General features: G+C 71.6%; 25 protein-coding genes and 1 pseudogene. 9 read left to right on the top strand and 17 right to left on the bottom strand.

Annotated elements, in window-relative coordinates:
- Positions 1–29 precede the first annotated feature (29 nt).
- Both J2N69_RS01865 and J2N69_RS01860 read left to right on the top strand, forming a co-directional pair.
- Positions 30–725, top strand: a complete 696-nt coding sequence (locus J2N69_RS01865) for a response regulator transcription factor (RefSeq protein ID WP_230899125.1) — start codon at positions 30–32, stop codon at positions 723–725.
- Positions 718–1,824 carry a sensor histidine kinase gene (locus tag J2N69_RS01860; protein WP_230899124.1) on the top strand — a complete coding sequence of 369 codons (1,107 nt, stop codon included), beginning with the start codon at positions 718–720 and terminating at the stop codon, positions 1,822–1,824. Before J2N69_RS01865 ends, J2N69_RS01860 begins: the two co-directional genes overlap by 8 nt.
- A gap of 21 nt (positions 1,825–1,845) precedes the next feature.
- Here the strand turns inward: J2N69_RS01860 and J2N69_RS01855 are convergent, their stop codons facing one another.
- The 3 genes from J2N69_RS01855 to J2N69_RS01845 form a co-directional block, all read right to left on the bottom strand.
- Entirely contained in the window at positions 1,846–2,334 is a 489-nt protein-coding gene (locus tag J2N69_RS01855) for a YbaK/EbsC family protein (RefSeq protein ID WP_127911561.1), read from the bottom strand.
- On the bottom strand, positions 2,335–3,378 hold the full coding sequence (locus J2N69_RS01850) for an NAD-dependent epimerase/dehydratase family protein (protein WP_230899123.1): 1,044 nt from the start codon (positions 3,376–3,378) through the stop codon (positions 2,335–2,337).
- Between the two features lie 101 nt (positions 3,379–3,479).
- Positions 3,480–4,211, bottom strand: a complete 732-nt coding sequence (locus tag J2N69_RS01845) for a lysophospholipid acyltransferase family protein (protein ID WP_230899122.1) — start codon at positions 4,209–4,211, stop codon at positions 3,480–3,482.
- 255 nt (positions 4,212–4,466) lie between these two features.
- Here J2N69_RS01845 and J2N69_RS01840 point away from each other — a divergent pair, with 255 nt between their 5' ends.
- On the top strand, positions 4,467–4,856 hold the full coding sequence (locus J2N69_RS01840) for an SSI family serine proteinase inhibitor (protein WP_127911563.1): 390 nt from the start codon (positions 4,467–4,469) through the stop codon (positions 4,854–4,856).
- Positions 4,857–4,945: 89 nt separating this feature from the next.
- Here the strand turns inward: J2N69_RS01840 and J2N69_RS01835 are convergent, their stop codons facing one another.
- The 5 genes from J2N69_RS01835 to J2N69_RS01815 form a co-directional block, all read right to left on the bottom strand.
- Positions 4,946–5,104 carry a hypothetical protein gene (locus tag J2N69_RS01835; protein WP_167515926.1) on the bottom strand — a complete coding sequence of 53 codons (159 nt, stop codon included), beginning with the start codon at positions 5,102–5,104 and terminating at the stop codon, positions 4,946–4,948.
- An 87-nt stretch (positions 5,105–5,191) separates the two neighbouring features.
- Positions 5,192–6,142 (bottom strand): cytochrome c oxidase assembly protein, encoded by a 951-nt coding sequence (locus J2N69_RS01830; RefSeq protein ID WP_230899121.1) that lies wholly within the window; start codon positions 6,140–6,142, stop codon positions 5,192–5,194.
- A 106-nt stretch (positions 6,143–6,248) separates the two neighbouring features.
- Positions 6,249–7,274, bottom strand: a complete 1,026-nt coding sequence (locus J2N69_RS01825) for a 6-phosphofructokinase (protein WP_230899120.1) — start codon at positions 7,272–7,274, stop codon at positions 6,249–6,251.
- Between the two features lie 179 nt (positions 7,275–7,453).
- On the bottom strand, positions 7,454–8,182 hold the full coding sequence (locus J2N69_RS01820; RefSeq protein WP_230899119.1) for a type 1 glutamine amidotransferase: 729 nt from the start codon (positions 8,180–8,182) through the stop codon (positions 7,454–7,456).
- A gap of 41 nt (positions 8,183–8,223) precedes the next feature.
- Positions 8,224–9,462: a MurT ligase domain-containing protein gene (locus J2N69_RS01815; RefSeq protein ID WP_230899118.1), complete on the bottom strand. Its 1,239-nt coding sequence runs from the start codon at positions 9,460–9,462 to the stop codon at positions 8,224–8,226.
- A 139-nt stretch (positions 9,463–9,601) separates the two neighbouring features.
- Between J2N69_RS01815 and def the strand changes: the two genes are divergently transcribed.
- Positions 9,602–10,141 (top strand): peptide deformylase, encoded by a 540-nt coding sequence (gene def, locus J2N69_RS01810; RefSeq protein ID WP_230899117.1) that lies wholly within the window; start codon positions 9,602–9,604, stop codon positions 10,139–10,141.
- Between the two features lie 50 nt (positions 10,142–10,191).
- Here the strand turns inward: def and J2N69_RS01805 are convergent, their stop codons facing one another.
- Complete coding sequence (locus J2N69_RS01805) at positions 10,192–10,842, bottom strand: TetR/AcrR family transcriptional regulator (RefSeq protein WP_127912577.1); 651 nt, start codon at positions 10,840–10,842, stop codon at positions 10,192–10,194.
- A 166-nt stretch (positions 10,843–11,008) separates the two neighbouring features.
- Between J2N69_RS01805 and J2N69_RS01800 the strand changes: the two genes are divergently transcribed.
- The gene (locus J2N69_RS01800; protein WP_230899116.1) at positions 11,009–12,235 is read left to right on the top strand and encodes an acyl-CoA dehydrogenase family protein; all 1,227 of its coding nucleotides are present in this window, start codon (positions 11,009–11,011) and stop codon (positions 12,233–12,235) included.
- A 66-nt stretch (positions 12,236–12,301) separates the two neighbouring features.
- On the opposite strand, the gene J2N69_RS01795 is transcribed toward J2N69_RS01800, so the two are convergent.
- From J2N69_RS01795 to J2N69_RS01775, 5 genes are all read right to left on the bottom strand, one after another.
- Positions 12,302–13,090, bottom strand: a complete 789-nt coding sequence (locus J2N69_RS01795; RefSeq protein ID WP_230899115.1) for a GNAT family N-acetyltransferase — start codon at positions 13,088–13,090, stop codon at positions 12,302–12,304.
- A gap of 59 nt (positions 13,091–13,149) precedes the next feature.
- Complete coding sequence (locus J2N69_RS01790; protein ID WP_230899114.1) at positions 13,150–14,190, bottom strand: 3-oxoacyl-[acyl-carrier-protein] synthase III C-terminal domain-containing protein; 1,041 nt, start codon at positions 14,188–14,190, stop codon at positions 13,150–13,152.
- 114 nt (positions 14,191–14,304) lie between these two features.
- Positions 14,305–15,123, bottom strand: a complete 819-nt coding sequence (locus tag J2N69_RS01785) for an MmyB family transcriptional regulator (protein ID WP_230899113.1) — start codon at positions 15,121–15,123, stop codon at positions 14,305–14,307.
- A 434-nt stretch (positions 15,124–15,557) separates the two neighbouring features.
- Positions 15,558–16,445, bottom strand: a complete 888-nt coding sequence (locus J2N69_RS01780) for a Gfo/Idh/MocA family protein (protein WP_230899112.1) — start codon at positions 16,443–16,445, stop codon at positions 15,558–15,560.
- 126 nt (positions 16,446–16,571) lie between these two features.
- Positions 16,572–17,516, bottom strand: coding sequence for a DMT family transporter (locus J2N69_RS01775; protein ID WP_230899111.1), 945 nt, complete (start codon positions 17,514–17,516; stop codon positions 16,572–16,574).
- A 121-nt stretch (positions 17,517–17,637) separates the two neighbouring features.
- Between J2N69_RS01775 and J2N69_RS01770 the strand changes: the two genes are divergently transcribed.
- Both J2N69_RS01770 and asnB read left to right on the top strand, forming a co-directional pair.
- Positions 17,638–18,270 (top strand): TetR/AcrR family transcriptional regulator, encoded by a 633-nt coding sequence (locus tag J2N69_RS01770; protein WP_230899110.1) that lies wholly within the window; start codon positions 17,638–17,640, stop codon positions 18,268–18,270.
- A gap of 247 nt (positions 18,271–18,517) precedes the next feature.
- Positions 18,518–20,359 (top strand): asparagine synthase (glutamine-hydrolyzing), encoded by a 1,842-nt coding sequence (gene asnB, locus J2N69_RS01765; RefSeq protein WP_230899109.1) that lies wholly within the window; start codon positions 18,518–18,520, stop codon positions 20,357–20,359.
- 34 nt (positions 20,360–20,393) lie between these two features.
- Here asnB and J2N69_RS01760 read toward each other — a convergent pair whose 3' ends face one another.
- A complete protein-coding gene (locus tag J2N69_RS01760) occupies positions 20,394–20,666 on the bottom strand; it encodes a hypothetical protein (protein ID WP_230899108.1) in 273 nt (90 codons plus the stop codon).
- Between the two features lie 256 nt (positions 20,667–20,922).
- Complete coding sequence (locus tag J2N69_RS01755; protein ID WP_230899107.1) at positions 20,923–21,681, bottom strand: sulfite exporter TauE/SafE family protein; 759 nt, start codon at positions 21,679–21,681, stop codon at positions 20,923–20,925.
- 254 nt (positions 21,682–21,935) lie between these two features.
- Here J2N69_RS01755 and J2N69_RS01750 point away from each other — a divergent pair, with 254 nt between their 5' ends.
- The gene (locus J2N69_RS01750; RefSeq protein WP_230899106.1) at positions 21,936–22,868 is read left to right on the top strand and encodes a LysR family transcriptional regulator; all 933 of its coding nucleotides are present in this window, start codon (positions 21,936–21,938) and stop codon (positions 22,866–22,868) included.
- An 81-nt stretch (positions 22,869–22,949) separates the two neighbouring features.
- On the opposite strand, the pseudogene J2N69_RS01745 reads toward J2N69_RS01750, so the two are convergent.
- Positions 22,950–23,528, bottom strand: a pseudogene (locus J2N69_RS01745) (DUF6596 domain-containing protein); the annotation flags it as partial.
- A gap of 203 nt (positions 23,529–23,731) precedes the next feature.
- On the opposite strand from J2N69_RS01745, the gene J2N69_RS01740 reads away from it, so the two are divergent.
- Positions 23,732–25,798, top strand: a complete 2,067-nt coding sequence (locus tag J2N69_RS01740; protein WP_230899105.1) for a pectinesterase family protein — start codon at positions 23,732–23,734, stop codon at positions 25,796–25,798.
- Positions 25,799–25,825: the final 27 nt, after the last annotated feature.

Raw genomic sequence — 25,825 nt, 5'->3', positions numbered from 1 at the left:
CGATACGCGCGGCCTCGTAGCCTCGGACCATGCGCGTGCTGATCGTCGAGGACGAGCCCTTCATGGCGGAAGCCATCCGCGACGGCCTGCGCCTGGAAGCGATCGCCGCGGACATCGCGGGTGACGGCGGTACCGCCCTGCAACTGCTGGGCGTCAACACGTACGACCTCGTGGTCCTCGACCGCGACATCCCGCCACCGTCCGGCGACGAGGTCGCCCGGCGCGTCGTCGCCTCCGGAAGCGGCATGCCGATCCTCATGCTCACCGCGGCCGACCGCCTCGACGACAAGGCCAGCGGCTTCGAACTCGGCGCCGACGACTACCTCACGAAGCCCTTCGAACTCCGCGAACTCGTGATGAGGCTCAGAGCCCTCGACCGCAGACGCGCCCACAACAGACCGCCGGTACGAGAGATCGCGGGGCTGCGCGTGGACCCGTTCCGCAGAGAGGTCTACCGGGACGGCCGCTATGTCGCGCTGACCAGGAAACAGTTCGCCGTACTCGAAGTCCTCGCCGCCGCCGAGGGCGGTGTCGTCAGCGCGGAGGAACTCCTGGAACGCGCGTGGGACGAGAACGCCGACCCGTTCACCAACGCCGTACGCATCACCGTCTCGGCCCTGCGCAAACGGCTCGGCGAACCCTGGATCATCGCCACGGTGCCCGGCGTCGGCTACCGGATCGACGCACCACCGCTGGCCGGGCATGAGGGGGAGGGCCGTGGATAGGGTGCCGGGGCTGAGCGTGCGCCTCAAACTCACCCTCAGCTACGCCGGGTTCGTCATGCTCGCCGGCGTTCTGCTGCTCGTGGCCGGGTGGGTGTTCCTGACCCGCGTGCCCCATGTCGGGCTCGTCTTCCACCCCGACTACCGCCTGCCCGTCCTGCGCGCCTTCGCGCCGATCGCGGCCACCGTACTGACGTTCCTGCTGGTCTTCGGCCTCCTCGGCGGATGGCTGCTCGCCGGCCGCATGCTCGCCCCGCTGACCCGCATCACCCACGCCACCCGCATGGCCACGAGCGACTCGCTCTCCCACCGCATCCGGCTGCCGGGCCGCAGGGACGAGTTCCGCGAACTCGCCGACGCCTTCGACGCGATGCTCGCACGGCTCGAGGAACACGTCGCCGAACAGCGGAGGTTCGCCGCCAACGCCTCGCACGAACTGCGCACCCCGCTGGCCATCTCGAAGACGCTTCTCGACGTGGCGCGCAGCGATCCCCACCGCGACACCCGCGCACTCATCGACCGCCTCCACGCCGTCAACACCCGGGCGATCGACCTCACCGACGCACTGCTCCTGCTCAGCCGCGCCGGCCAGCGGTCCTTCCCCCGGGAAACCGTCGACCTGTCCCTCCTGGCGGAAGAAGCCACCGAGACACTCCTTCCCCTCGCGGAACGGCACGGCGTCACCATCGAGACCAGTGGCGAACCGGCCTCCACGACCGGATCACCGACACTCCTGCTCCAGGTGACCACGAACCTCGTGCACAACGCGATCGTCCACAACATCCCCGGACAGGGCACCGTGCGGGTCGACACCTTCGTCCACCCCAGGACCGTGGTGCTCACCGTCGAGAACACCGGCGAGCCGATCACCCCGGAGCGGGCCTCGACGCTCGTCGAACCGTTCCGGCGCGGCACCGAACGCGTCCACACCGATCACGCGGGCGTCGGCCTCGGCCTGGCCATCGTCAAGACCATCACCCAGGCACACGACGGCACCCTCACCCTCACCCCACGCCCGGCCGGCGGCCTCCGCGTCACCGTGGAACTGCCCGGGACAACCGCCCCGCGGGTCCCGCAGGACGGGCGGGGCGGCCTCCGCTGATCACCGGGTCACCTCCCGCCGCTACTGGGAGATCGTCTCGATCCGCGGCGAGGCGATCTCCCGGTAGTCCGCCGTCCGCAGCGCCAGCGAGCGGTCCAGCCGCGCCGCGTTGAAGAAGATCTCCTCATGCTCCAACAGGGCCGGGTCCACGACCAGTTCGAGCTCGGGGTCGAAGGAGAACGGCAGGATCGTCCCGCTCACGCTCCCCGAAAGCCGCTCCGCCACCTCCTGCGTCGCGAAGCCCGCGTACGTGCCGCCGAGCAGCGCCTTCAGCGCGTGGAGATCGACGCGCCGGTCGCCCGGCACCACGGCCAGCGCGTACCGCTTCGTCTTCTTGCCGGTCTTCACCATCACCACGATGCACTTGGCGGCCTGCTCCAGGGTGTTCCCGCGCAGCGCGCTCACCGCCTCCGTGGCGCCCTCCGGCTCGTGCTCGATGACACGGTAGGCCGCCCCCCGTTCGTCCAGCAGTCCCACCAGCTTCGTGTACTGGGCGTGCTGCTCGCTCATTCAGTCCTCCCGCCGCGCCAACCAGGCGTCTTCCGCCGCATAGTCGAAGAGATCGACGTTGGGATCATAGTTCTCGGCCATCGTCGGGAACGCCTCCCGCCAGTCCCCGTCGCCCAGCTGCTCCACGAGCCAATGGACCGTCTCCGCAAGGGAGTCGGCGTACGACGTCACCGGGCGGTAGCCCAACTCCCGCTCCGCGGCCGCCATGTCGTACACCACCGGGTGCCGTACGGACCACGGGGTGAGGCCGACGCCGCGCTCCGGGGGGTCGCCCTCCACCAGCACCGTCTTCGTCTCGACGCCCATCACCGCGTCCACGGCGGCGCCGATCTCCGCCACGGTCGGCGCCGCGGGGTCGCCCGCGTTCAGCGCCCGGGACCCGGGCCGGGCCGCCGCCAGGCGCACCAGCTCCGCGAGGGTGCGCACACTCACCGGGTGGAAGCGGCTGCGCCCGCCGTGGGCGAGCACCCGCACCCGCCTGCCGTCCACGTTCCGCTTCACGAAGTACAGCTCGCGGGGTGTGCGGCAGCCCGGCCCGTGGATCGCCCCGGCCCGCAGCAGCGTCACCGGCAACCGCTCGCCCAGCGCGAGAAGCTCCCGCTCCAGCGCGACCTTGCGGGTGGCGTACGTGGCGTCGCCGGGCGCGACCGTCGGCTGGGTCTCGGGGAGCGGCACGAGGTACTCGGGGAAACCGTCCGGCTCGTCCTGGGTGTCGAAGCTGCGGCCCCGCCCGTCCTCGTACACCGCCCCGCTGGAGAGCACCACGGCCGACCCGATGCGGTCGGCGAGCGCCGCGTACTGGCGGGCGTGTCCCCGGTGGAAGGCGGCCATGTCGACCACCAGCTCCACGCCGTCGCCGACCACCTTCGCCAGTGCCGCGTCGTCGTCCCGGTCGAGCAGCTCCTCGCGTACGTCACCGGGCCACTGCTCGTCGCGCCCGCCGGTCCGCGAGACCGCCGTCACCGCCCAGCCGTCCTCGGCGAGGGCCCGTACCACCACGCGTCCGGTCTGTCCCGTCGCGCCGATCACCACTGCGTTCTTCATGCAGCGAACGTACGTGGCGGCCCCGGTGCGGCCCCGGAACATCTGCTCTCAGCAGAGTGTCGCGGCGCCGCACCGCGGGCCCGGCGGATCAGCCGCTCGGCTCAGCGGCGCACCCGGGGGAACCGGCGGGACTCCTTCGCCCGCGCCGCGGCGCGCTCGGCCTCCTCCGCCTTCACGACCGCCGCGTACTTGTCGACGTACTCCTGCCCGGAGAGGCCGAGGATCGCGTACATGATCTCGTCGGTGACGGCCCGCAGGACCGCCTTCTCGCCGTCCATGCCGTAGTAGCGGGAGAAGTCGAGGGGCTCGCCGAAGCGGATCGTCACACGCCGGATGTTCGGCACCTTCTGGCCCGGCGGCTGCGCCTCGAAGGTGCCGATCATGGCGCAGGGGACGACCGGCACCTCCGCCCTGAGCGCCATCGCCGCGACGCCGACCTTGCCCTTGTACAGCCGCCCGTCGTGCGAGCGCGTGCCCTCCGGGTAGATGCCGAGCAGCTGGCCCTGGCGCAGCACGCCGAGGCCTTCGCGGATCGCCGCCTGCCCCGCCTCCTTGCCGGAGCGGTCGACGGGGATCTGCCCGGCGCTGCGGAAGAAGGCGGCCGTGAGGCGGCCCTTGAGGCCCGGGCCCGTGAAGTACTCGGCCTTCGCGAGGAAGGTGATGCGGCGCTTGATGATCGCGGGCATCAGGAAGTGGTCCGAGAACGACAGATGGTTGCCCGCGACGATCGCCGCGCCCGACTCCGGCACATGTTCCAGACCCTCGATCCTGGGCCGGAACAGCAACCGAAGCAGTGGGCCGAGGATCACGTACTTGAGCAGTAGATAGAACATGGCGGCCGCCTTCCCCTGATCCAGGTGCCGACGCACAGTAGCCAATCGGCGACGCGGGCGCGAGAGCCCGTTCGGGCTCTTCCGCGCCACCGGGCGGGTGATCCACCGGCGGGGCGGCTCGACGCCCGGCCCGGACGGGAGGTCCGCTGGCCTCGCCCCCGCGTCCCGAGAGCGAGGGCCCCGGCGTCCGGTGGTACGCGGGTCGACGCCGCCGACGCCACAGCACGTCACCGTCACTCGATCCGGAGGTTCCGCATGCGTCCGTTCACCGTCGCAGCCGCCGCGCTGATCGCCCTCGGCACGGCCGTCCCCGCCCAGGCCGCGGGCGAGGCCCCCACCCGGGAGCGCGGTTTCTTCCTCACCGTCTCGGGCGCCGAGAACTCCTGGGTCCGCGGTGTGATGCTGCGCTGCGAGCCCGAGCCCGGGGGCCACCACCCGCACGCGGCCAAGGCGTGCCGGGCGATCCACCGGGCCAAGGCCGACTTCGGCGCCCTCGCCGACGACCCGCACGCCTGCACCAAGCAGTTCGAGCCGGTCACGGCCAGCGTGCTCGGGACCTACCGGGGCCGGCTGGTCAGCTGGCGGAAGACCTACCCGAACGCCTGCGAGATGGATGTCGACACAGGCCACGTCTTCCGGTTCTGACACCGGTCGACGGGCCGCTGGTCCCGGCTGTCGCGCGGCACCGCGCCCGCTCACGTGGCCCGCTCACGTGGCCCGCTCACGTGGCGCGCTCATGTGGCGCGCGACAGCACCATCCCTAGCGTGATCAGTCCGAGCACGACCCAGCCGAACCACAGCCAGCCGTTGCTTCCCAGCGCCACCGAGTAGGCCGTCACCATGATCAGGCCTCCGACGGTGAACCCACCCATGGTCTTCGTGGAACCGGGCATCGCTCAGCCTCCTCCCGGCGGCCTCCGGCACGGGTGCGCCGAGGCCGCGGTCCGAAGACCATCGTGACCCGCGGGGGCCTTTCGGCGCTACCGTCCGCGTGCGGCCAGTGAGGCCAGATAGGCGTTGTACGCCTCCAGCTCCTGGTCACCGTCGCGGTCCGCGGCACGGTCCTTGCGCCGGGCCTCACGGTCCTCCGAGCGCCGCCACTGGAAGAGCAGGGCCACCAGCACGACCACGGAGGGGATCTCGCTGAACGCCCACGCGATGCCGCCCGCGGCCTCCTGGTCGGCCAGCGCGTCGATGCCCAGCGAGGCCGACGGGTGCATGTACGTGCCGATCATCGGCTCGGTCGCCATCATCAGCGCGATACCGAAGAACGCGTGGAACGGCATGCCCGCGAACAGCTCCAGCATCCGCATCACATAGCCGGGGCGGTGCGGCCCGGGGTCGACGCCCATGATCGGCCAGAAGAAGACCAGGCCGACGGCGAGGAAGTGCACCATCATCCCGATGTGGCCCGCCTTGGAGCCCATCAGGGTGTCGAAGATCGGCGTGAAGTAGAGCGCGTACAGGCTCGCGATGAACAGCGGGATCGTGAACGCCGGGTGCGTGATGATCCGCATGTACCGGCTGTGCAGCAGCCACAGCAGCCACTCGCGCGGCCCCTTGTGGCCGCGCGCCGCGACCGGCAGCGCGCGCAGCGCCAGCGTGATCGGCGCGCCGAGCAGCAGCAGGATCGGCGAGAGCATGCTGATCACCATGTGCTGCACCATGTGCACGCTGAACATGACCATGCCGTAGTCGTTGAGCTTGGTGCACATGACCAGCAGCACGGTGAGGATGCCGAGCACGAAGGAGATCGTGCGGCCCACCGGCCACTTGTCGCCGCGCCGCACGAGCCGCACCACGCCCCACCCGTACAGGGCGAGGGCCAGCAGGCAGCCGATGAGGAAGAAGGGGTCGGCCGAGGGCTCCAGGCCTCGCCCCAGCGTGAACGGCGGCAGATCCATGTTCATGCCGTGCCCGCTGTGATCCATCCAGTGGCTCCTGATTCGTGCGGATTGTGCGACGTGCGTCGGCACCAGAGTAGAACCGCCCCCGGCCGCTGCCGCGACCGGGGGCGGGTAGTGCAATGGGCAACGACTACAGCACGCACTCCGCTTCGGCGTACCGCTCGTCGGGCACGGTCTTCAGCGTCTCGACGGCCTCGGCGAGCGCCACCATCGTGATGTCCGTGCCGCGCAGCGCCGTCATCATGCCGAACTCGCCGCGGTGCGCCGCCTCCACGGCGTGCCAGCCGAAGCGGGTCGCGAGGACGCGGTCGTACGCGGTGGGGGTGCCGCCGCGCTGGACGTGCCCGAGGATGACCGGCCGCGCCTCCTTGCCGAGGCGCTGCTCCAGTTCCAGGGAGAGCTGCCGGGCGATGCCCGCGAACCGCTCGTGGCCGTAGACGTCCTTGCCGCCCTCGTCGAACTCCATGGAGCCCGCCCGGGGCTTGGCGCCCTCGGCGGCCACGACGATCGCGAACTTCTTGCCCGCCGAGAACCGCTCGCCGACCTTGGCGGCCAGCTCCTCGATGTCGAACGGGCGCTCGGGCACGACGATGGCGTGCGCGCCCGCCGCCATACCGGAGTGCAGGGCGATCCAGCCCGTGTGACGGCCCATGACCTCGACGATCAGGACGCGCTGGTGCGACTCGGCGGTGGTCTTGAGCCGGTCGAGGGCCTCGGTCGCGACGCCCACGGCGGTGTCGAAGCCGAAGGTGACGTCGGTGACCGCGATGTCGTTGTCGATCGTCTTGGGCACGCCGACGATGGGCAGGCCCGCGTCGGAGAGCAGCCGGGCCGCCTTCAGCGTGCCCTCACCGCCGATCGGGATGATCGCGTCGAGCGCCAGGTCGGTGACGTGGCCGCGGGCGCGCTCCACGCCGTCCCGCAGGTGGGCGGGTTGCACGCGCGAGGAGCCGAGGATGGTGCCGCCGCGGGCGAGGATGCCGCCCACCGCGTCGAGGTCGAGCTTGCGGTAGTCGCACTCCAGGAGGCCTTTCCAGCCGTCGTGGAAGCCGATGACCTCGTCGCCGTGGTCCACCACCGCGCGGTGCACGACGGAGCGGATGACGGCGTTCAGTCCGGGGCAGTCGCCGCCGGAGGTCAGGACACCAATGCGCATAGCCCGGGAAACCTTTGCAACGTGGGCCGAAGGGCCGGACCACGTCGTCCGGCCGGATTCCCGCCACCCTATAGGCGCCGGGGGGCCGTACCGCATCAGGCGTCCGAGGGCTGGACGCCCCCGCTCACATGTGCGGGCGGGGCGTCAAGCGGGCTCCTGCCGGGGGTGCCGGGGAGCGGTTACGCGGGCTGCTGCGCGGCGTGGATGCGCTCGGCGCGCAGCGCCTCGTACCAGCGGTCGTCCGTGGGCGGCAGCGCGTTCACATCGAGGGCCAGCTTCAGCAGCAGGTCCGCGATGAGCGGGTTGCGGGCGAGGACCGGGCCGTGCATGTACGTGCCGAAGACCGTGCCGTTGTACGCGCCCTCGGTGCCGTCACCCGTGCCGTTGCCCCGGCCGAGCGTGACACGGGCCAGCGGCCGTGCGTTCGGGCCGACGTGCGTGACGCCCTGGTGGTTCTCGAAGCCCGTCAGCGGGGGCAGGCCCAGCTGCGGGTCCATGTCGGCGAGGACGTCACCGACGCACCGCTCGCCCTCGCCGCGGGTGGAGACCACGTCGAGCAGACCGAGGCCCGGCTCGCGCTGACCGAGGTCGTTGATGAACTCGTTGCCGATGATCTGGTAGCCGGCGCAGACCGAGAAGACGATCGCGCCGTTGCCCACGGCGCGCTGGAGGCCGCCGTCGCGGCGCAGCCGCTCGGCGGCGAGGCGCTGCGGGCGGTCCTCGCCGCCACCGATGAGGTAGATGTCGCCGGAGGTGGGCACCGGCTGGTCGCTGCGCACGTCGTACCGCTCGACCTGGAGGCCGCGCTGGCGGGCGCGGCGCTCCACGACCAGGGCGTTGCCCTGGTCTCCGTACGTGCTGAGCAGGTCGGGGTAGACCCACACCAGCCGCAGGCTGTTGTCGCTCATGCTCATGTGTCCCTACGAATGGTCTAGAAGGGCCGGTGGGGTCAGTTGCCGACGCGGCGGCGCAGGTCCTGGAACGCGGTGTAGTTCGCGATCGTCTCGATGCGTCCCGGCGGGGCCAGCTGCACCGCCTCGTCGACGGACTCGCAGACCCGGAAGTCCAGGCCCGCGACCTCGAGACGCACGGCGAGATCCAGCTTGCGGTCACCGAGCACGAAGATCGGGTGACCCGCGAGGCGGGTGTAGTCGACGTCCCACAGCCAGGAGGTGTCCGTGCCGTCCGCCCCTCGGGCGTTGACGGAGAGGATCACCGGGGTCGGCGGCGGGTCGATCAGCGAAAACGTTTCGAGCCAGCCCGCGGGGTTCTTCGCGAGGAGCAGCCGCAGGTCGCGGCCCTGGAACTGGACGACGTCATAGCGACCGGCGACGGCCTGCACCTGGTACATCCGCTCCAGGGCGACCTGCGGCGGCACCCCGAAGACGGCGGCGACGGCGGCCGATGAGGTGGCGTTGGCCTTGTTCGCGCGGCCGGGCAGCTGGAGGTGGATCGGCCAGGCCGAGCCGTGCGGGTCCAGGACGTGGTCGCCGGAGAGCACCCAGCTGGGCGCGGGGCGGCGGAAACCGCACTCGCCGCAGAACCAGTCGTCCCCGGGGCGCTGCATGACGCCGCCGCAGGACGGGCACGACCAGGCGTCGTCCTTCCACTCCTGGCCCGCGGCCACCCACACCACGTTCGGCGAGGAGGAGGCGGCCCAGACGACCAGCGGGTCGTCGGCGTTGGCCACGACGACGGCCTTGGTGCCGGCCAGGCCCTCGCGCCACTTCTCGGCGAGCATGCGGGTCTCCGCGGCGCGGTCGAGCTGGTCGCGCGAGAGGTTCAGCAGCGCGATCGCCTTCGGGTCCACGTCACGGGCGACGCCCGCGAGGTACTTCTCGTCGACCTCGATCACGCCGTACCGGGCGTCGGAGCCGCCGGCGAGCGCCGAGGTGATCCCGGCGGGCATGTTGGCGCCGAGGGCGTTGGAGACCACGGGGCCGCTGGCGCGCAGGGCCTCCGCGATCAGGCGCGTGGTGGTCGTCTTGCCGTTGGTGGCCGACACGAGGACCACGTCCAGGTGTGTGGCGAGGCGTCCCAGCAGCTCGGGGTCGAGCTTGAGGGCGACCTTGCCGCCGATCACCGATCCGCTGCCGCGGCCCGCCGCGCGTGACACCGCCGCGGCCGCCTTGCCCGCCGTCACGGCCAGCTTGGCCCGCGGCGACAGCGGGTCCGTGTTGCCTGACATCTGTCGAGATCCTCCTTGCGTACGGCGCCGCGCCTGCCCGGCATCGTTTCGTTGCTCAGCCTATCGAGATCCGCTGACAAGCCCGAACCGCGGCACCACGTCGATGCCGCTCGTCTCCCTGGACCGTACTCTTGCCGCCATGCGACACGGCTCGATCCCGGGCGCCTCGGGGCGCGTACGACCTCTGACCCTGCTCGGTGACCCCGTGCTGCACACGGCCTGTGAGGAGGTCACCGACTTCGGACCCGAACTGGCGCGGCTCGTCGAGGACATGTTCGCGACGATGTACGCGGCGCAGGGTGTGGGCCTGGCCGCCAACCAGATCGGCGTCGCCCGGCGGGTGTTCGTCTACGACTGCCCGGACGACGACGATGTGCGCCACCTGGGACACGTGGTCAACCCGAGGCTGGTCGAGGCGGACGGTGACACCGTGCGCGGGCCGGAGGGCTGTCTGTCGCTGCCCGGCCTCGAAGCGGGCACGCCGCGCTTCGACCACGCCGTGGTCGAGGGGGTCGACCTGCGCGGGCAGCCCGTGCGGGTGCACGGGACGGGCTGGTTCGCGCGCTGCCTCCAGCACGAGTGCGACCACCTGGACGGCGGCGTCTACACCGACCGCGTCACCGGCTGGCGGCGCCGCAGGGTGCTGCGGGCCGCCGCCAGGGCCTCCTGGAACAGCTGAGGTACGCCGGGGTCCGGCGGGGGGCGCGGGCCGGTCCGCCGGGGCTCGGGTCAGAAGCCCGGCCCGCCGACGCGGTTGCCCGCGGCGGCCAGCCGCCCCCAGAGCAGGTCGGCCAGGCTGCGCACCAACTGCTCGCGCGGGCACGGCCGTTCGCCGAGCCACCAGTCACCGGCCGCGTGCATCATGCCGACGATGCCGTGCCCCCAGACGCGGGCGAGTTCGGCGCTCTGCGGGCCCAGGTCGACGCGCTCCTCGATGACCTCCGCCAGCTCCTCGCCCAGGCGGCGCAGCAGGGGAGCGGAGTGCAGGCCGACGTCGAAGCCCTGCTCGCCCGGTGAGGGCGCCTCGGAGGGGTGCATCAGGAAGCGGTAGACCTGGGGGCGCGCCTCGATCGCCGCGAGGTAGGTGTCGAGCGTCGCCTCCACCCGCTCCCTGCGCTCGGCGGGTGCGTCCAGCGCGGCCCGCAACGAGGCGAGCAGCGCGTCCGTGTGGCGCTTGGCCAGCGCGGCGTACAGCCCGCCCTTGTCGCCGAAGTGGCGGTAGAGGATGGGCTTGGTGATGCCCGCCTCGGCGGCGATGGCGTTCATGGAGGCGCCGGGGCCGTCGCGGAGCACCACCCGGTCCGCGGCCTCCAGCAGCTCCCGCCGGCGCTCTCGATGGTCCGCGGATCTCTGCTGATCGGTCGGCTGTGTGGTCCCCATAAGCGTTTCTCCCCGCCCGTGCGATTGCGTGACGCACGCGCAACGTAACACCCGGGGCGCCGCGCGCATCGAACGGGTTGTCGGGAGTTGACACGGACTACTGACCGGTAACAGACTTCCGTTACTGCTGGTAACGCCGCAGTTGATCGCAGGTCCTGGAGGAGTCATGGCCGAGTTCACCATGGAGCTCAACGACGAACAGAAGGAGGTCCGGGACTGGCTCCACGGGTTCGCCGCCGAGGTGATCCGCCCTGCGGCCGCCGAGTGGGACGAGCGCGAGGAGACTCCCTGGCCCATCATCCAGGAAGCGGCCAAGCTCGGCATCTACTCCCTCGATTTCTACGCCCAGCAGTTCTTCGACCCGACGGGCCTCGGCATCCCGATGGCCACCGAGGAGATCTTCTGGGGCGACGCGGGCATCGGCCTGTCCATCATGGGCACGGGCCTGGCCGCCGTCGGCGTGCTCGCCAACGGCACCGAGGAGCAGATCGGCACCTGGATACCGCAGATGTACGGCGACGCCGACGACGTCAAGGTCGCCGCCTTCTGCTCCTCCGAGCCGGACGCGGGCTCCGACGTGGCCGCCATGCGCACCCGCGCCGTCTACGACGAGGCCAAGGACGAGTGGGTCCTCAACGGCACGAAGACCTGGGCGACCAACGGCGGCATAGCCAACGTCCACGTCGTCGTCGCGGTCGTCGACCCCGACCTCGGCTCGAAGGGGCACGCCTCCTTCATCGTCCCGCCGCACACGCCGGGCCTGTCCCAGGGCCAGAAGTTCAAGAAGCACGGCATCCGCGCCTCGCACACCGCCGAGGTGGTCCTCGAAGACGTACGCGTACCCGGACACTGCCTGCTCGGCGGCAAGGACAAGCTCGACGAGCGACTCGCCCGCGCGCGGGAGCGTGCCAAGTCCGGCGGTGAGCGGGTGAAGAACGCCGCGATGGCCACCTTCGAGGCGTCGCGCCCGGCCGTCGGCGCCATGGCGGTGGGCACGGCCCGCGCCGCGTACGAGGAGGCACTGGAATACGCCAAGACGCGTACGCAGTTCGGCCGCCCGATCATCGACAACCAGGGCGTCGCCTTCCAGCTCGCCGACATGCGCACCCAGATCGACGCCGCGCGCCTCCTGGTGTGGCGCGCCTCATGGATGGCGAGCACCGGCAAGAAGTTCGAGTCGGCCGAGGGCTCCATGTCGAAGCTCTACGCGAGCGAGGTCGCCAAGAAGGTCACCGCGCAGGCCGTGCAGATCCTCGGCGGCAACGGCTTCACGCGCGAGTACCCGGTGGAGCGCATGCACCGGGACGCGGCGATCTACACGATCTTCGAGGGCACGAGCGAGATCCAGCGCCTGGTCATCGCGAGGACCCTGTCGGGCATGCCGATCCGCTAGGCCGCACCCCGTCCTCGTATCCGCTCATCCGCCTCCGCCGCTCCTCGGCGGGGGCGGAGCGACGCGTCACGGCCGGTACACGTAGGGCGTGGTCGTGCACAGCGTGGTGAAGCCGAGGCGGTCCAGGATCGGGCGGCTGTCGTCGGAGGCGTCGACCTGGAGGTAGCGGTAGCCGCGCTCGACGGCGATCCGGGCGCGATGGGCCACCGTGGCGCGGTAGATGCCCTTGCCGCGCCACCGGGGAGCGGTGCCGCCGCCCCAGAGGCCGGCGAAGTCCGTGCCGGGGCGGAACTCCATCCGGGCGCCGCACACCGGGCGGTCACCCGCCATGGCGACGACCGCGACGATCTCGTCCGGTGCCTCGGTCAGCTGGGCCAGGACCCGCTTGCCCAGCTGCTCGCTCAACGCGGAGTCGCCCTCGCCGAAGGCCGCGAGGTGCGCCTCGGCCATGAGCCGGGCGCCCGCCGCGTCGGTCACCGGGAGCAGCCGGATGCCCTCGGGCAACTCCGGCCCTGTGGGCAGGCCGTCGGCCTCGGCGACCATGACCGTCTCCGGCGGCTCGGCCGCGAAGCCGGCCGCGAGGAGTCGCCCGGCGAGATCGGCGGGACGGTCGTAGGAGTGCAGCTTCCATTCGCACGCGCGTCCCGCGGCGGTGAAGTGGCGCACCTGCTCCGCGATCACGCCGTCCGCCGTCCTCGCGTCGATGTCCGCCCACAGGACGCCGTTCCAGTCATGCTCCGAGCCGGTCTGGCGCACCACGCCACCGACCCGCTCGACGCGCGTGCCGGGCCCTTCGCTCCGTGCGTCGCGCCGAAGCTGGCGGTCATAGGCGGCCAGTATCGCGGTGTGGTCCATTCGGTCACTTCAACAGGGGTGGCAGGGGGCGGCAAGTGAATTACGTGGGGGCGCGGGGGTCAGGCCTGCCAGCGGCAGCGGAGCGCCGCCATGGAGAAGCCGGGGCCGAACGCGACGGTTATGCCGTGCGCACCATCGGCGGGTGGCCCTCCGTGCGTGCGTTCCAGGACGCGCAGGATGCTCACCCCGCCGAGGTTCCCGTCGTCGGCGAGGGTGTCCGTGGAGTGGCGCGCGGCGTGGGGGTCGAGGCCGAGGAGGGCCGCGGTGTCACTGATGATGCGCAGGCTGCCGGGGTGGATGACGGCGAAGTCGACGCGCTGCGAGCCGACATAGTCGGCGAGCGCGGGCAGGACGTCGTCGGCGGCGGTCAAGGCCTGCTTGGTGGAGTCGAAGTGGAATCCGTCGGGAGAGATCCGGCCGCGCTGGCGGTCGAGGCTGTCCGGCAGCACGTACTCGAAGGAGTCGTCGATCACGAGCCCGGGGCCCAGCCGGGTGTCGGAGACCACCGCGGCGGCGGCGGAATCCCCGAACAGCGCTTTGTAGATCATCGACTCGATGCCGGTGTCGGAGTGGTGGTAGACGCTGGAGATGACCTCCGCCGCCACCACGAGGACCTTGCTGCCGGGCCGCGCGGCGACCAGCTCGGCGGCGCGCATCAGACAGTGGGTGCCGCCCGGGCAGGCCAGCGTGGTCAGGGCGATGCGGCGGACCGTCGGACGCAGTCCGAGCCGGGCGATGAGGTTGACGTCGAGATTGGGGACGGCCCAGCCGGTGCTGTGCGTGGTGACGATCGCGTCGATGTCGTGCGCTTCGAGACCCGCGCTGTCCAGGGCGGCCAGCGCGGCGCGTTCGGCCATCACGAGTGCGTCGGCGAACGCGGCACGGGCGCGCTCCCCGATGTCGGCCGTGCCGGAGACCGTGGGGGCGTCCAGCGGGCGGGTGAAGTTGCGGGTGCGGACCCCGCAGTTCTCGACGACACGGAGGATGGCGCGGAGCCGGGGATGGCCGGCGTGATGGGCGCGTATGTCCTCGGCTATCTCGGAGGTGGTGACCTTGTGGTCACCGAAGACGGTCTGGGGTCTGGAGACATGAGCGGGCATGAGGCGGCTCCACCGGGCTCGTAACGGCGTTCGGGTGCGGCACAACGTACTTCACCCTCACGAACCCGTCTTCCCTCGGAAGTGAGTGGAAGCCCGGTGAGATGTGGTGAGCCGTCAGGCGCGCAGCATCGGCGCGCGCCGGTGGGAGCGGAGTTCACCCGGGTGGAACACCAGGATCATCAGGCGCGCTCCGGGCGCCGTCATGGGCTGGGCGGTGCACATGGTGACCCAGCCCAGGCCCCGTTCGGGGTGCAGCAGGGGGCGTTCGTCGCCGTCGGGGTGCGGATACGAGACGCCCGCGCGGTACAGCTCGGCGGTGTCGGGCTCCGCGAGCACCTCCTTCTCGATCTGGAGGAGGGTGTCGTCGTCGGGCCTGGAGGCGAGCGCGGCCCGCAGCTGGGGGAGGACCATGGGCGCCCAGGCCGCGTGCCAGTCCATGAGGGCACGGCGGCCGTCGGGGTCGAGGACCATCCAGCGCATCACATTGGTGGGGACATTGCCGCCGGGAAACATGGCGGCCAGCGGCTTGTTGTAGGCGAGCATGTCCCAGGACGCGTCGGTGACATAAGCCATATGGGATATGCCGTCGACCGCCTCCTGCCACACGCCGGGGATCTCTTTGCCGGACGACAGATGAAGCGGTCCCGGCGGGTCCTGCAAGAGCGCGTAGCGATTGAGGGAGACCCACTCCTGCTCATTGAGCCCGAAGAGGCGGGCGACGTCCCGGAGCAATGCCGTCGGCGGATTGGGGTAATTGCCGGATTCCAGGCGGTGGTACGTCCCGAAGGTGCGGTGCAGCAACTGATCGACCTGGTGCTGCGACAGGCCGGGAGCCCGCCGTCCCTGACCGCTCGGTCGTGAGAAGCCGTGCGATTCGGGGGCAATGAGGGCGCGTCGTTCGCGGAGCAGAGCGCGGAGCGCCGTCTTGTTCATGGTGGGTAATCCCTCTTGGTACACGCCGAGTTGGAGCGTGATCAGTCTAAATATTCACATCTTCTTTGGTAGTAAACATTGCCCGAAGAAAACGATCAGTCGCTGCGGCATCATGGTGTGCGCGACCTCGCCGACCTGCAGGTTTGATCGTCGGCGGGTGCGCGGGCACAACTGTGGGGCATCTTGTCCGGGGAGCTTGAGAATGGCTGAAATTCCCCGGCATTGGGTACCCCCTAGGCCCATCGGGCCGACGCGGGAAGCGCGTGGGACGGTTGTTCGTATTCCGATCCGTGTGGTTGGAAACAGGGCAGCTCCGGACCGCGCGGACCTTCTTCCCGGATCGGTTTCGTGGGTCCACCGGCTGCGGTCGGTGCCGTCACTCGCCATTACGTAGCGGCCACGGTACCGACCGCCCGTGGTTGTCCCCGGCCGCGTCACGCGGCCCTCATCCGCTCCTCGGCCCGCGCCAGGATCTCCGTGACCCGCAGCCCGAACCGGGCGTCGCACGGGTGGGCCGTACCGGTGCGCGCGGTCGTGAGGAGTGCGTCGATCGCGGCGTCGAAGGCCTCGTCGGCGCCCTCCCACGGCGGCAGCACGGCGATGCCGTGCTCACCGCGCAACTCCACGGCAAGGCCCTCGCCCTTCGCCGGTGCGGTCAGGCTCAACGCCGCCGTGCTGGAGGCGCCGCCCGTGTGGCGCAGGATGAGGTGGGCCGTGTCGCCGGGTCCCGGCGCGGCCGTCACCTCGCTCACGTCGCCGAGGACCGGCAGCAGCATCGACAGGGCGTGCGGCCCCACGTCCCACAGGCCCCCGCGGCTCGCGCGCCACGGCGAGGGGAACGCGGCGGTTCCGTCCGGGGCGTAGAAGGAGCCGTACCAGTCGGCGCGGCCGGTGAACCAGCCGCCGACGGCGGTCTGTTCGGCCAGCCAGGCCGAGCTGAGCGTGGCGAAGCGCAGCGTGAAGAAGACCACGGACGCCACCTCGGCGCGCTCGACCGCCCGGGCCAGCTCGCGCGCGGCGTCCGGCGCCGTGGCCACCGGCTTGTCGAGGAGCAGGTGGCAGCCGGCCGCCGCGGCACGGGTGGCCAGCGGGGCCTGCACGTCGGGCGGGACCGCGAAGGCCACGGCGTCGCTCGCCGCGAACAGCGCGTCGACGTCCGCGTACGCCGTCGTCCCGTGTGCGGAGGCGAGCGTGGCGGCGGCCTCCGGGCGGCGGCCCCACACGCCGCTGAGATCGATGTCCGGGTGCCGGGCGAGGGCGGGGGCGTGCGTGGCGGTGGCCCAGGGCCCCGTGCCCACGAGGCCGATGCGAAGACGGTTCATGGGCGGCAGTATGGCCGACGCGGTGCGAAAGGGGCCTGTGGCGTCGGAACTCCCCGCAGGGAATGGCCTGTTGGCGACGGCGCGTAGGCGCGGCCGCGGGGCTGGGTGCCGCCACGGTCGTCGAGATCACTGACCGGTGCGCGCCTGCGCCGCGGGCCTTCCCGGCTCCGGAGCGCCCCGACCCGCCGGTGCGCCCGCGGCCCGGGGGCGTTCGCCGCGCCGTACGACGACCACCGCGGCGAGTCCCACCGCCAGCCCGAGCACCGTCTGCGGGCCGAATGGCTCGCCGAACATCACGGCGCCCCACAGGGTGGTCACCGGGGCCATGAGGAACATCAGCGTATTGACCTGGGTGACCCCGGAGCGCCGCAGGATCAGCCAGTACAGGCCGTACCCGCCGAAGGTGGAGAGCGTCACGAGCCAGCCGATCGCGGCCCAGAAGGGCACTTCGGCCGGCGGCGCCGCGGACCGCGCGGCCACCGCGAGCGCCGTGAAGACGACGGCACTTGTGAGGCAGTGCACGGTCAGGGAGACCGCCGGGCCGACCGGGCGCGTCGAGCGCCGGTCCAGGAACGTCGCCGCCACCAGCGACAGCATGCCGAGGAACGGTATGAGATAGGCCCACCAGGCGGTGTCGCCGCCGCCCGCGAAGTCGGCCGCCGTCACGATGGCGACGCCGCCGACCCCGAGCCCGAGGCCGATCCACTGCGTGCGGGAGACGAACTGTCCCAGCAGCGGACCGGCGAGGGCTCCCGCCACCAGGGGCTGTGTGCCGTCGATCAGCGCGGTGGTGCCGCTGGAGACGCCGAGCTGGATGGCGTAGTAGACGGTGAGCAGGTAGCCGCTCTGCGACAGCGCGCCCACAAGCGCCTGCCGTCCGATGTCGCGCGCCGTCAGCCCGCGCCAGGAGTCGCGCGTGAGGGTGAGGGCGACGGCGCCGAGGACCAGGGCCAGCGGCAGGAACCGCCACATGAGCACCGTCAGCGCGGAGGCGCTGCCCGCGCCGAGCTTGGCCCCGATGAACCCGGAGCTCCAGGTCAGCACGAAGGCGGTGGACAGCAGGACGTTCATGGTGCTCCTTCCCGCCACGCCCGCCACAGGAGGAGAGGACGCGAGAGAGTGGACACGACGCGAGAGTAGACCGATCTGTTTACCTCTGGGCCGAGTATGCAGACCGGTCTACTATGGACTCATGGGCAAGAAGGCGTACGAGAAGGAAGGCGCGGTCGCCGCGCCGCCGCGCATCGCCATGACACCGGCGGCGCGTCGCGCCCTCGACGCCGCGGGGCGGCTCTTCTACGAGCGCGGTATCCACGCGGTCGGCGTGGACCTGATCGCGGCCGAGGCCGGGGTGACGAAGAAGACCCTCTATGACCGGTTCGGCTCCAAGGAGCAGATCGTCGTGGAGTACCTCGCCGAGCGTGACGAGCGCTGGAGGTCGTTCCTCGCCGGATATCTGGCGGCGGCGCCCACGTCGCGCGCCCGCGTCCTGGCCGTGTTCGACGCCTCACGCGACTGGGCGGCGGACCGTTCGGAGAAGGGGTGCGCCATGGTCAACGCGCACGCCGAGATCAGCGACGCCGCGCACCCCGCGTACCCGATCATCACCGGCCAGAAGGCGTGGATGCTCGCACTCTTCACGGACCTGGCCCGGGAGGTCGCGCCCGACCGCGCCGAACGCCTGGCGCGGACCCTGGTGCTGCTGCACGAGGGCGGTCTCGTCGCGCACGGCCTGCACGTCTTCCCCGACGCGCTCGACCAGGCGCGGGATGACGCGGAGCGGTTGCTGGCCGGGGGCACGGGGCCGGCGGGCGACGGTCGTTGACAAGTCTTTGCCCGTGGCCGGAATGGTTTCATCTGTGGGTCGTGGGCGCCCTCGTTTCGTGCGGCTGAAGGCCGTATCCGCCTGAGAGCTTCCCTCTGGCCTTGGCAAAGTGCGGCCGAAAGTGCCGGGGTGGCGGTTCCCGCCCGGTTGCCGGGATGTTGACCGTTCGCAAGCCCAGGCGCACGATCGCTATATACGTGCTAGATACATCTAGTTCGCGGGGGCATGAGGAAGCAGGAGGAAGCGCATGTGCGGCATCACCGGTTGGGTCTCCTTCGACCGTGACCTGACGGCCGCGTCCACCACCCTGGACGCCATGACGGAGACGATGTCCTGCCGCGGCCCCGACGACCGCGGCACGTGGACCGGCGGTCCCGCGGGGCTCGGCCACCGCCGGCTCGCGATCATCGACCTGCCCGGAGGGCGCCAGCCCATGACGGTCGAGACGCCGACCGGAACCGTCGCCCTGGTCTACTCGGGGGAGACGTACAACTTCACCGAACTCAGGCGCGAACTGGCGGGCCGCGGCCACCGGTTCACCACCGAGTCCGACACCGAGGTCGTCCTGCGCGGCTATCTGGAGTGGGGCGAGTCCCTCGCCGAACGGCTCAACGGCATGTACGCCTTCGCGGTCTGGGACGCCCGGCACGACAAGCTCGTCATGATCCGCGACCGCATGGGCATCAAGCCGTTCTACTACTACGAGACCGCGGACGGCGTCCTCTTCGGCTCCGAGCCCAAGGCGATCCTCGCCAACCCGCTGGCCCGCCCGCGCGTCGGCGTCGACGGCCTGCGGGAGCTGTTCTCCGTCGTCAAGACGCCCGGCCACGCGGTGTGGGAGGGCATGCGCGAGGTCGAGCCCGGCACCGTGGTGACCGTCGACCGCTCGGGGCTGCGCCGGCACGTGTACTGGTCGCTGGAGACGAGGCCGCACACCGACGACCGTGACGCGACCATCGCCAAGGTGCGCGAACTCCTGGAGGACATCGTGCGCCGCCAGCTCGTCTCCGACGTACCGCGCTGCACGCTGCTCTCCGGCGGCCTCGACTCCTCGGCCATGACAGCGCTCGCCGCGCGCCAACTGGCCGAGGCGGGCGAGACGGTGCGCAGCTTCGCCGTCGACTTCGTCGGCCAGGCCGACAACTTCGTCGCCGACGAACTGCGGGCCACGCCCGACACGCCGTACGTGCACGACGTCGCGAAGGCGGCGGGCACCGAGCACCGCGACATCGTCCTGGACGCGCACGCCCTCGCCGACCCCGACGTACGCGCCAGGATGATCCGCGCGCGGGACATCCCCATGGGCTTCGGCGACATGGACGCCTCGCTCTACCTCCTCTTCCGCGCCATCCGCGAGCACTCCACCGTCGCGCTCTCCGGGGAGTCCGCCGACGAGGTCTTCGGCGGTTACCTCCAGTTCTTCGACGAACGGGCGCGCACGGCGGACACGTTCCCCTGGCTGGTGCGGTTCGCCGACCACTTCGGGGACGACTCCGATGTGCTGCGCCCCGACCTGACGGACGCGCTCGACCTGACCGGGTACGTCAAGGACAGCTACGCGACGGCCGTCGACGGCATCCGGCGCCTGGACGGCGAGAGCGACTTCGAGTACCGGATGCGCAAGATCTGCCACCTGCACCTGACCCGCTTCGTACGCGTCCTGCTCGACCGCAAGGACCGCGCCAGCATGGCCGTCGGCCTCGAAGTGCGCGTCCCGTTCTGCGACCACCGCCTGGTCGAGTACGTCTACAACACGCCCTGGGCGCTGAAGTCCTTCGACGGCAGGGAGAAGAGCCTGCTGCGGGAGGCGACCGCCGATCTGCTGCCCCGGTCGGTCTACGAGCGGGTGAAGAGCCCGTATCCCTCCACGCAGGACCCCCGGTACGCCCGCGCCCTTCAGGGGCACGTCAAGGATCTGCTCGCCCGGCCCGGCCACCCGGTCTTCGAGCTGGTGGACCGCGAGCGCGCGGCGCGGGCCGCCGAGCGGGAGGCGCCGCAGATCACCCAGGCCTCGCGGCGCGGTCTGGAGCGCACCCTGGACCTCGCGCTCTGGCTGGACCTCTATCAGCCGGACATCGCCCTGTCCTGACGCGGGGGCGCGGCCCGCCCCCAGGCCCCGGCGCTCACTCCTTGGGCTCGCCCGAGGTCGCGAGAGTGTCGAGGAACCGCCGCAGCGCCGGCTTCCCGTCCGTCCCGATGCTCCGCTGGACCGGCGGCACGCTGACCCCGCGCCGGGCTTCGGGGACATGGCACAGGTCGGGGTGCTCATCGGCGTGGACGGTCACCGCGCGGCGTATGAACTCCGCCACCGGCATGCCGAGCCGGTCCGCGTGGAGCAAAACCGAGGCGTACTCCTCGGGCGTGAACAAGACCTGCACAGGCTGGGCACCGTCCATGGACGCATGATGCCGCCCGGACGGATGGGGCGCGGTGTGGTTGGCATATTCGCCCACGAACGCGTGAAAACGGCGGAAGGCGGTGACGTGAACGCGAAGTGACCCCGACCGGACGGGGGAATCGCGGTCGGGGTCACATCATGTTCAACCATAAACCATCAAAAGAGGTTCCCGTGCCACCGGGTACCGGAGGGCGCGGGTCCCGGAGGCCGGGGGCGGGGAGGAGCAGGGGGAGCGGGGGTGGGAGTGCGCCGCGTCACGCCTTCGCGATCATGGCCACCGACGCCGTGACGCCCACGACGACGATGAAGCCGCGCATGGCCACCGGCGGCAGGCGGCGGCCGTACCGCGCGCCCACGAGTCCGCCGACCGTGGAGCCGACGGCGATCAGCCCGGCCGCCACCCAGTCGACGTCGGCGACGGCGATGAAGACGACGGCCGCGACCCCGTTCACGAGCGAGGCGAGGACGTTCTTGGCGGCGTTCAGCCGTTGCAGGTCGTCCAGGAGGAAGGCGCCGAACAGGCCCATGAGCAGGACCCCTTGGGCCGCCCCGAAGTAGCCGCCGTACACCCCGGCGGCGAGGACGCCGCACCACATCGGCACACCACCGTCCCGCTTGCCCCGCTCCCCGCGCCGCTTGAGCCGCCGGTTCAGCCAGGGCTGGAGCAGGACCAGGGCGCACGCGGTCAGGATCAGCACCGGCACCACCGCCTGGAAGGCGTCGGCGGGCAGCTTCAGGAGGAGCAGCGCGCCGATGAGGCCGCCGATGAGAGAGGCCGTGCCGAATCGCACCAGGCGCCTGCCCTGCCCCTTCATCTCCCTGCGGTAGCCGTACGCGGCGCTCAGCGTGCCCGGCACCAGGCCGAGGTTGTTCGACACGTTGGCGAGCACCGGCGGAAAGCCGAAGGCCAGCAGGGTGGGGAAGGTGATGAGGGTGCCGGACCCCACCACCGCGTTCAGCCCGCCGGCCGCGACACCGGCGAGTCCGACGGCCGCCATTTCGAGCGCTTCCACACGTCACCCTTCCCCTACGGTCTTTCCCGCACGGTCCTTCCCGTACGGCCGCGGCCCGCACAATCGTGGCCCGCCCGACGGGGTCTGGTCGTCCCGCGGCGCCCGAATGCCCCCGGGTCGGCGCCCGTCACGGGTCGCCGCCCGGGCCGACAACGATCTTGGGGTACGGGCAAAATCCAAGTCAATCCTCGGGTTTCCTTGCACCTCCCCAAGGAATGGCTTCACCCTCACCCTGAACGGTAGCTTCACCCCTTGTGACCCTGGACGATCTCCGTGTCTTCGTGGCCGTGTGCCGCGCGGGCAGCCTCAGCGCGGTGGCCCGCGACCTCACCTGTACGCAGTCGGCCGTGAGCCAGCACGTCAAACGCCTGGAGAAGGAGTTCGGCGTGAGCCTCCTGGAGCGGCACGCGCGCGGTGTCGTGCCCACCCCGGCCGGGCGCGTCCTGCATGCCGCCGCGGCCGACGGCATCGGCGGCATCGACCTCGCCGTACGGCGGCTGCGGGAGCAGGCCCGCGGGGAAGCCGGCACCGTGCGGATCACCACGGGCGCCACCACCGTGCGGCACTTCATGGCCGAGGCCGTCGTCGCCTTCCGTAAACGCTGTCCGCGCGTCAGCCTGGAGTTCCAGACCGTGGCCTCCAGCAGCGGCTGCTTCGACGCTCTCGCCGCCAACGACCTCGACCTCGCCTGGATCACCCTCGGGGAGCCCGTGCGGGGCATCGAACAGCGGACCGTCCTCGCCCTGCCCTGGGTCCTCGCGGTCCGCGCCGACGACCCGCTCGCCGACCGGCCCCGCGTCGAGCCCGCGGAACTCGCCGCCGGGCCGGTCATCACGCCACCGGCGAACTCGACCTCCCGCGCCCTCCTCGACGCCCACCTCGGAGAGCTGGGGGTGACACTGCCCACCGGGACCAGCGTCGCCGACTGGGACACCGCCGTGCTCCTCGCGGAGCTGGGCCTCGGCCACGCGGTCGTCCCCGCACTGCCGACAGGGCGCGGCGACGCTCCTGCCGGTCTCCGGATGGTGCCGATCCCGGCGCTGCCGCCGCTGTCGGTCGGCTGGGCGGTGCGCCGCTGGGACGCGCTCAGCCCGCCGGCCCGCGCCTTCGCCGACACGGTGGCCGAGCACTGCGCGCCGCTCGCCCCGCCCCCGCCCCAGGGCGGCAGCCGGGCGGCGCGCGTCTGAGGGGGGTGGGCTTCTGGGCGGCTCAGGGTGCCCTTGGTGGCGTGCGGTGAGTGGCCCTGTGGTGTCGTATGCCCGCTCCGCTCAGGGCAGCAGCCGAGCCGCGCGCATCTGAAGGTAGTGGGCCTCGGGGCGGCTCAAGGTGCCCTTGGCGCCCAACCGGTAGGCGGCGAGCGCCCCTTGGGTGTCTCCCGCCCGCTCCAGCAGATGCGCCCGTACGGCGTCGAGGCGATAGTGCCCCCGCAACCGGCCCTCCACCGCCACCAGTTCGCCCAGCCCGGCCTGCGGCCCGTGCACCATCGCGTACGCCACGACCCGCCCGAGCTCGGCCATCGGCTCCGGAGCGCGGCCCACGAGAACGTCGTACAGGGCGAGGATCTGCGGCCAGTCGGTGGCGTCGGCGCTCGGCGCCTCGTCGTGGAGCGCCGCGATCGCCGCCTGCAGCGGGTAGGGGCCTGCCGGGCCTTGGCGGAGCGCCTCCTCGACGAGCGCGGTGCCCTCGACGATCGCCCGGCGGTCCCACAGGGCGCGGTCCTGCTCGTCGAGCGGGATCAGCTCGCCGTGCCGCCCGGTCCTGGCCGCGCTGCGCGCCTCGGTGAGCAGCATCAGCGCCAGCAGACCCGTCACCGCGCCGTCTCGGGGCAGCAGCAGGCGGGCGGCGCGTTCTCTACACCTCGCTCTGGACGTCACCAGCATGCTATCGGGGCACGGCGGCTGCTTCCTGGCGAGCCGCCGAGCCGCCGAGCTGCCGGGCCGCCGAGGCGTCTCGGTGAAGGCGGCAACCTTTCCCGGCCGCGCGGCAACCGCTCAGCGGCCCGTCCTCCGCGGGCTCCCCCCCCCACGTACGTACAGATGGGAAGCAACGCATGAGTGAGCTGCTCGGCCACGGCAAGGCGCGACACCGCAGAAGGAAGAGGGCCCTGTCGGCGGGCGTTCCGCTCGCGCTGGCCGCCGCGGGCGCATTGGCCTACGGCACGGCCTTCGGGGTGTTCGGCGAGGACGCGCAGCCGAGGGCCGCGGCCGCCGCCGCGCCGTCCTGGGCCAAGGACACCGCCGACGGCTTCGCCTCGGTGCACGCGCTCGGCCAGAAGGGGACGTACGGCGGGCGGGACGGCAGGACGGTCACCGTACGGACCCTCGCCGACCTGGAGAAGTACGCGACCGCCCCGGAGCCGTACGTCATCGTCGTGGCCGCGACGATCTCCATGGACCCCAAGGGCAAGGAGATCAAGGTCGCCTCCGACAAGACGATCGTGGGCGCGGGCACCTCGGGGCAGATCGTCGGCGGCGGGTTCTTCCTCGGCCGGGGCGTACACAACGTGATCATCCGGAACCTCACGATCCGGGACTCGTATCACGGCGTCTGGAACGACAAGGAGCACGACTGGGACGCCGTCCAGATGGACGGCGCGCACCACGTGTGGATCGACCACAACGACCTGCGGCACATGGCCGACGGCCTGATCGACAGCCGCAAGGACACCACCTATGTGACCGTGTCCTGGAACAAGCTCAGTGACAACAACAAGACCTTCGGCATCGGCTGGACCGAGAACGCCACGGCTGACCTGACGATCCATCACAACTGGTTCCGGGAGACGGAACAGCGCAACCCGTCGACCGACAACGTCGCCCACGCCCACCTCTACAACAACTACCTCCAGGACGCCCCGGGCACGGACATCACCTCGTCCTACGGCAACTACGCGCGCGGCAGGACGAAGATGGTCCTGGAGCACAGCTACTTCGAGGGGATGCGCGACCCCGTCATCAAGGACGCCACCGCCTCCCTCGTGCAGCGCGGCAACGTCTTCTCCCGCACCAGCGGCCGCAACGAGAGCGGTGGCACGGCGTTCGACCCGAAGGCGTACTACACGTACACGCCCGACAGGGCCGCCGACGTCCCCGCGCTCCTCAAGTCCGGCGCCGGGCCGCGCGGTTCGATCGGGACGACCGCCGCTTCCCCGGCCGCTGCGAGCACCACCCTCACGGTGGCGAAGGACGGCAGCGGACGGTTCACCAGCGTGCAGAAGGCCGTCGACGCCGTCCCGGCGGGCAACACCGCGCGCGTGGTGATCCGCATCGCCCCCGGCACCTACCGCGAGACGGTCAAGGTCCCGGCGAACAAGCCCCGCGTCACGTTCGAGGGCACGGGCCGCAGCCGCAAGGACACCGTCATCGTCGAGGGCCACGCCGCGGGGATGCCGAAGCCGGACGGCTCCGGGACGTACGGCACCGGCGGCAGCGCGACCGTCGCCGTGGAGGCGGACGACTTCCAGGCCCGCAACCTCACCTTCTCCAACGACTTCGACGAGGCGAGGAACCAGCAGATCGACGGCCAGCAGGCGGTGGCGCTGCGCACCGCCGCCGACCGGGTCCGCCTGGACGACCTCATCATCAGCGGCGACCAGGACACACTGCTCCTGGACACGGCCGCCAAGGACAGGACGGGCCGCGTCCTTCTCACCGACTCCTATGTGATCGGCAACACCGACTTCGTCTTCGGCCGCGCCACCGCGGTGATCGACAGGTCCGTCCTCACCCTGAAGAAGCGCTGGAACGGCACCTCGGCCGGCTACGTCACCGCGCCCAGCACCCCGGCCGGACGCAAGGGCTTCCTCATCACCCGCTCGACCGTCGACGGTGACGTGTCCGCCCGCAGTTTCCACCTCGGCCGCCCCTGGCACGCGGGCGGCGACGCGAGCCTCGACCCGCAGACCACCGTCCGCGACACCACCCTCGGCGTGGCCGTCAAGACAGCTCCGTGGACCGACATGGGCGGCTTCTCCTGGAAGGACGACCGGTTCGCCGAGTACAAGAACAAGGGCCCGGGCGCCGGACCCGCCGGCGGTGACCGCCCGCATCTGACGGACGCCCAGGCCGCCGCCCAGGAGAGGGCGGACTGGTTCGGCGACTGGAAGCCGACGGTCTGAACACCACCGGCACCGGCATAACCGCCT

It is taken from the genome of Streptomyces huasconensis, from assembly GCF_021028635.1.
GTDB classification, from domain to species: Bacteria; Actinomycetota; Actinomycetes; order Streptomycetales; family Streptomycetaceae; genus Streptomyces; species Streptomyces huasconensis.
The sequence above is the reverse complement of the archived record's forward strand: the minus strand, read 5'-3'. Positions and strand labels throughout refer to the sequence as shown.

Coding starts and splice junctions, on each gene's coding strand:
- J2N69_RS01865 (WP_230899125.1), top strand. CDS start 30: ATGCGCGTGCTGATCGTCGAGGACGAGCCCTTCATGGCGGAAGCCATC.
- J2N69_RS01855 (WP_127911561.1), bottom strand. CDS start 2,334: ATGAGCGAGCAGCACGCCCAGTACACGAAGCTGGTGGGACTGCTGGAC.
- J2N69_RS01850 (WP_230899123.1), bottom strand. CDS start 3,378: ATGAAGAACGCAGTGGTGATCGGCGCGACGGGACAGACCGGACGCGTG.
- J2N69_RS01845 (WP_230899122.1), bottom strand. CDS start 4,211: ATGTTCTATCTACTGCTCAAGTACGTGATCCTCGGCCCACTGCTTCGG.
- J2N69_RS01840 (WP_127911563.1), top strand. CDS start 4,467: ATGCGTCCGTTCACCGTCGCAGCCGCCGCGCTGATCGCCCTCGGCACG.
- J2N69_RS01835 (WP_167515926.1), bottom strand. CDS start 5,104: ATGCCCGGTTCCACGAAGACCATGGGTGGGTTCACCGTCGGAGGCCTG.
- J2N69_RS01830 (WP_230899121.1), bottom strand. CDS start 6,142: ATGGATCACAGCGGGCACGGCATGAACATGGATCTGCCGCCGTTCACG.
- J2N69_RS01825 (WP_230899120.1), bottom strand. CDS start 7,274: ATGCGCATTGGTGTCCTGACCTCCGGCGGCGACTGCCCCGGACTGAAC.
- J2N69_RS01820 (WP_230899119.1), bottom strand. CDS start 8,182: ATGAGCGACAACAGCCTGCGGCTGGTGTGGGTCTACCCCGACCTGCTC.
- J2N69_RS01815 (WP_230899118.1), bottom strand. CDS start 9,462: ATGTCAGGCAACACGGACCCGCTGTCGCCGCGGGCCAAGCTGGCCGTG.
- def (WP_230899117.1), top strand. CDS start 9,602: ATGCGACACGGCTCGATCCCGGGCGCCTCGGGGCGCGTACGACCTCTG.
- J2N69_RS01805 (WP_127912577.1), bottom strand. CDS start 10,842: ATGGGGACCACACAGCCGACCGATCAGCAGAGATCCGCGGACCATCGA.
- J2N69_RS01800 (WP_230899116.1), top strand. CDS start 11,009: ATGGCCGAGTTCACCATGGAGCTCAACGACGAACAGAAGGAGGTCCGG.
- J2N69_RS01795 (WP_230899115.1), bottom strand. CDS start 13,090: ATGGACCACACCGCGATACTGGCCGCCTATGACCGCCAGCTTCGGCGC.
- J2N69_RS01790 (WP_230899114.1), bottom strand. CDS start 14,190: ATGCCCGCTCATGTCTCCAGACCCCAGACCGTCTTCGGTGACCACAAG.
- J2N69_RS01785 (WP_230899113.1), bottom strand. CDS start 15,123: ATGAACAAGACGGCGCTCCGCGCTCTGCTCCGCGAACGACGCGCCCTC.
- J2N69_RS01780 (WP_230899112.1), bottom strand. CDS start 16,445: ATGAACCGTCTTCGCATCGGCCTCGTGGGCACGGGGCCCTGGGCCACC.
- J2N69_RS01775 (WP_230899111.1), bottom strand. CDS start 17,516: ATGAACGTCCTGCTGTCCACCGCCTTCGTGCTGACCTGGAGCTCCGGG.
- J2N69_RS01770 (WP_230899110.1), top strand. CDS start 17,638: ATGGGCAAGAAGGCGTACGAGAAGGAAGGCGCGGTCGCCGCGCCGCCG.
- asnB (WP_230899109.1), top strand. CDS start 18,518: ATGTGCGGCATCACCGGTTGGGTCTCCTTCGACCGTGACCTGACGGCC.
- J2N69_RS01760 (WP_230899108.1), bottom strand. CDS start 20,666: ATGGACGGTGCCCAGCCTGTGCAGGTCTTGTTCACGCCCGAGGAGTAC.
- J2N69_RS01740 (WP_230899105.1), top strand. CDS start 23,732: ATGAGTGAGCTGCTCGGCCACGGCAAGGCGCGACACCGCAGAAGGAAG.